This is a genomic window from Romboutsia sp. (genome assembly GCF_035470145.1).
Taxonomy (GTDB): Bacteria; Bacillota; Clostridia; order Peptostreptococcales; family Peptostreptococcaceae; genus Romboutsia_D.
In genome coordinates, this window is the sequence record NZ_DATIRC010000373.1 from 1 (window position 1) to 3,928 (window position 3,928).

The 3,928-nt window shown below is 29.3% G+C and carries 4 protein-coding genes; 1 reads left to right on the forward strand and 3 read right to left on the reverse strand.

Going from position 1 to position 3,928, the window contains the following annotated elements; genetic code table 11:
* The first annotated feature begins 230 nt into the window (after positions 1 to 230).
* A complete protein-coding gene (locus tag VLM92_RS14765) occupies positions 231 to 1,391 on the forward strand; it encodes a DUF819 domain-containing protein (RefSeq protein ID WP_325277085.1) in 1,161 nt (386 codons plus the stop codon).
* Positions 1,392 to 1,586: 195 nt separating this feature from the next.
* On the opposite strand, the gene VLM92_RS14770 is transcribed toward VLM92_RS14765, so the two are convergent.
* From VLM92_RS14770 to VLM92_RS14780, 3 genes are all read right to left on the reverse strand, one after another.
* Complete coding sequence (locus VLM92_RS14770; protein WP_325277086.1) at positions 1,587 to 2,327, reverse strand: hypothetical protein; 741 nt, start codon at positions 2,325 to 2,327, stop codon at positions 1,587 to 1,589.
* Between the two features lie 20 nt (positions 2,328 to 2,347).
* Positions 2,348 to 3,436: an ABC transporter substrate-binding protein gene (locus VLM92_RS14775; protein WP_325277087.1), complete on the reverse strand. Its 1,089-nt coding sequence runs from the start codon at positions 3,434 to 3,436 to the stop codon at positions 2,348 to 2,350.
* An 11-nt stretch (positions 3,437 to 3,447) separates the two neighbouring features.
* A partial coding sequence (locus VLM92_RS14780) for an ABC transporter ATP-binding protein (protein ID WP_325277088.1) occupies positions 3,448 to 3,928 on the reverse strand: 481 nt, incomplete at its 5' end.

Below are 3,928 nucleotides of genomic sequence, written 5' to 3' on the forward strand. Positions count from 1 at the left end.
CTCATGCCATTTTTTTCAATAGGTAATAAAATACAGGAAATTCACAATTATACATTCAAATTAAAATAAGTATTTTTAATACATTATGCATATTTTTTACAATAAAATGCATTTTATTTTTTTATTTTATGAAATTTGTTGAAAAACAAATGAAAACGTTTTACAATATTTAGTATAATGAAAGTTTAATTCCAAGACTATTCATATATAAAACAAGGGGGAATTTTAATATGATTCAAAACGGGTTTAGCTACGCAGCATTTTTGATTTTCTTTGCCAGTATTGTTATTTTTGCAGAAGGCAAATCAAAAGGTAAGTTTTTTAAGTATGTACCTGCACTAGTAATTATTTATTTTGGAGCTATGCTTTTTGCTACAGTCGGTGTGTGGGCTAAAAATGATGCTACAACAGCAGCATACAAAGCATTAAAGGATAGTTTATTACCAGCAATGATATTTTTAATGTTATTAAGATGTGACCTTAGACAAATAGTTAAATTAGGGCCTAAAATGCTTATAGCACTTTTCACTGCTACTTTAAGTATTATGGCAGGTTTCATAGTTGCTTATGGAATGTTTAAAGGCTCATTTCCAGAAGGAACATGGAAATCATTCGCAGCTCTTTGTGGGAGTTGGATAGGTGGAACAGGTAATATGGTCGCTGTTCAAGGAGCTTTAAATGTAGCGGATTCACAAATGGGATATACACTATTAATGGATTCCATTAATGCATCTATTTGGATAATGGTTTTACTTTGGGGAGTATCTTTTGCACCAAAATTCAATAAATGGACTAAAGCTGATACGAAAATAATTGATGAGATAGGAGCAGAATTAGCTAAGTCTCAGGCTAAAGTAAGTAAAGAAGTATCTTTTCCAGATTTAATGATATTGCTAGGACTAAGTTTATTTGTTTCTGCAACATCTAAATACATAGGAACTTTCATGCCACAATCTATGTTTTTATCTGGATCAACTTGGACAGTTTTAATAGCTACAACTTTTGGTGTAATATGTGCAATGACGCCAATTGCTAAAATACCAGGTGCTGCACCATTATCAAATGTAATGCTTTATACTATTGTATCACTTATCGCATCAAGGGGAGATTTTGCTGAACTTGGACAAGCACCATTATTTGTTCTTGCAGGTTTTGTAATTTTAGCGGTACATGCAATAGTATCAATAATTTTAGCAAAGTTGTTAAAATTAGATTTATTCACTTGTGCAATAGCTAGTCTTGCGAATATAGGTGGAGTTGCATCATCACCAATTCTTGCGGCAGCATACAGTGAGGCTTTAGTACCAATAGGAGTTGTTATGGCCCTTATGGGTTATGTAATGGGAACTGGATGTGCACTTATAGTAGGTAAAATTTTATCTATAATGTAAGGAAAATTACAGACTTTATCTGATAGTAGTGATGAATTATAAAAAATATAATAACTTTTAAAAATAGTGTATAGTTATTTAAACAATGGATATAATTCACGTATACTCATTACTTAACCTTTATGTTTTTTATTCACTAAAAAGACAGGTATCGCAACCTGTCTTTTTAGTATTCTATAAATTAGCTTTTATATTTTAATAGCATTTATACTCTTCTTTTGCCAATGTCTTGTAAATCTCCTCTGCCTTTGAGTATCTTACAAGTATTGTACTTTTCCATCCAATCAAAATAGCTTTTACTCTTTTATCTGTAAGAAAAATTTTTTCATCATATTTCAATTCTTTTCCATCAAGAGTCAATATTCTTTCAAAATTAGTTTTATTCAATAACTCTGAAACAGTTAGTATATCTTTATCACTATTTATTTCAATTTTTCCTTTAACTCTCCCATCATTTCCAAAATATCTAAGGCCAACCCCTGCTAATGCTCCTACTACACCTTGACCATCTCCACCATGTTCTGATAAATGAATGCCTTGCGATTTGGCCATTTCATAAGCTTCTTTCTTAGTAAGCAAACTACACTTAGCTTTTTTAGAATAAGCTATTAAACTTTGTGGGCTTTTTATATCATCTTTTATCGCTACACAAAGCCCTGGGTCTGAACCTTCTGCACTTATTTTTTCTAGATGTTTTTTACCAATTTTAATAATTTTTTCTACATCTTTTTTATCTTTAACATCTGCTTCAAAGCACATAGAACTATTATGAGACGTGTATGGAACATCTTTGTGAACATAAAGTTGATGTCTTGATATAAAATATGTTTTTCCTAGATTATTTTCTTCTATTATATTTCTAAACTCTTGAGCATGAGTTCCCGTTCCAACGCTCTCTAAATTATCTGTATCATCTATACATACTAATATTCTCATAGTATTCCCCCTAATAAATCTTATTTTTGAAGCCTCATTCCTTTACCGCTTAATATCTGTTCAATATCTTTATTTGTAAGTTCTAAATCAAAATTTTTTTTATAATAGTCTTTTATAAACTGAATCATATCAATATCTTCAAAATATTCAGGATAAAATAAGTTTGCAATGTATAAAACCGCCATTGGAGTTTCAATAGAACCCGGATGAGCCCAGCGTGATATTCCAACTGGAAGTGTATATATTTCTTCGTTTTTAACAGCTTCTAGTCCTTCCCATTTTTTATCATTTAATATGTAATTTATAGTATCATATTCATTTGCTATAATAGCTTCTGGCTTCCAACTATAAATTTGTTCTAGCGTTGCATTTGTTTCATCTTTTGATACTATAAGGTTACTTCCTACAGATACATTTATAACTCCTGCTAAATCTGTAATTTCATCTTGTATACTTCCCTTAGAATCAGTTCTAACTGCTGCATTTACAGAATGATATACTCTTTTTTTATCTTCACTCTTTAAAGAAGATAATCTATTTTGTACCATGTTTATAGTTTCTTCATAAAACTTTATATATTCATTAGCTTTGTCTTGTTTATTAAAAACTTCACCTAAAATTTCAATAGATTTTTTTTGCTCTTTTATATTTTTATAATCAATCACTAAGTATGGAATATTTGCTTTCTTTAACTTTTCGACTTCACCTTTATTACTAGCAGTTGAGTTTCTTACAAATATAACATCAGGTTTGATTTTTATTAGCTCTTCTATATTTATGCTTCCTGATACAAAAGGAATAGATATATCATCTATATCCTCTATTTTTTCTCTCATAAGCATATCTTTTCTTAAACCATTTACAATACCAATTATTTTATCTTCTTGCCCTAATAATGTTGTAACATGACCTGTATATGCATAAAGTGTAGCTACAGTTTTTACTTCAATAGGTATAGTAACCTCTCTACCTATTGAATCTACAACAACTTTTGTATTTTCACTTTCTATCGTATTATTATTAATGTTACTATTACACCCTGTAATAAATATTACATTTATTAATATAGTCAATATTATAATTAAAATTGACTTTTTAATATTACCCAATTTATATCCCCCTACTCTTGTGGTATACATACCACATGCTTAAATTCTTTTCCATTATGACTAAAAGTACTTATTTTTGCACTCATTTTATATGTATCTTCTAAGTACTCCTCATTTATGACCTCTGATGGTTTACCGATATATTTTATTTTCCCATTATTCATTATACCTACAACTGTATCTAGCCCTATATTTTCAAAATAAAAAGGATGATTTAAAAAATGTGTAGCCATAAGTACTGATATCTTTTTTTCTTTAACTAACTTTCCTATTATTGAAAGAACTTTATTTTCATGATAAAAATCTAAATGAGATGTAGGCTCATCCATAATAATAATAGGTGTATCTTGAACTAATGCTCTTGCTATCATTACTAATTGGATTTGTCCACCACTTAGATTTGTATATGATTTATCTTTATATTTCTCCATACCTACTTGTTTTAAAGCATTTATAGAATCTACTCTATCTGAATCATTTGGTGAAGAAAAC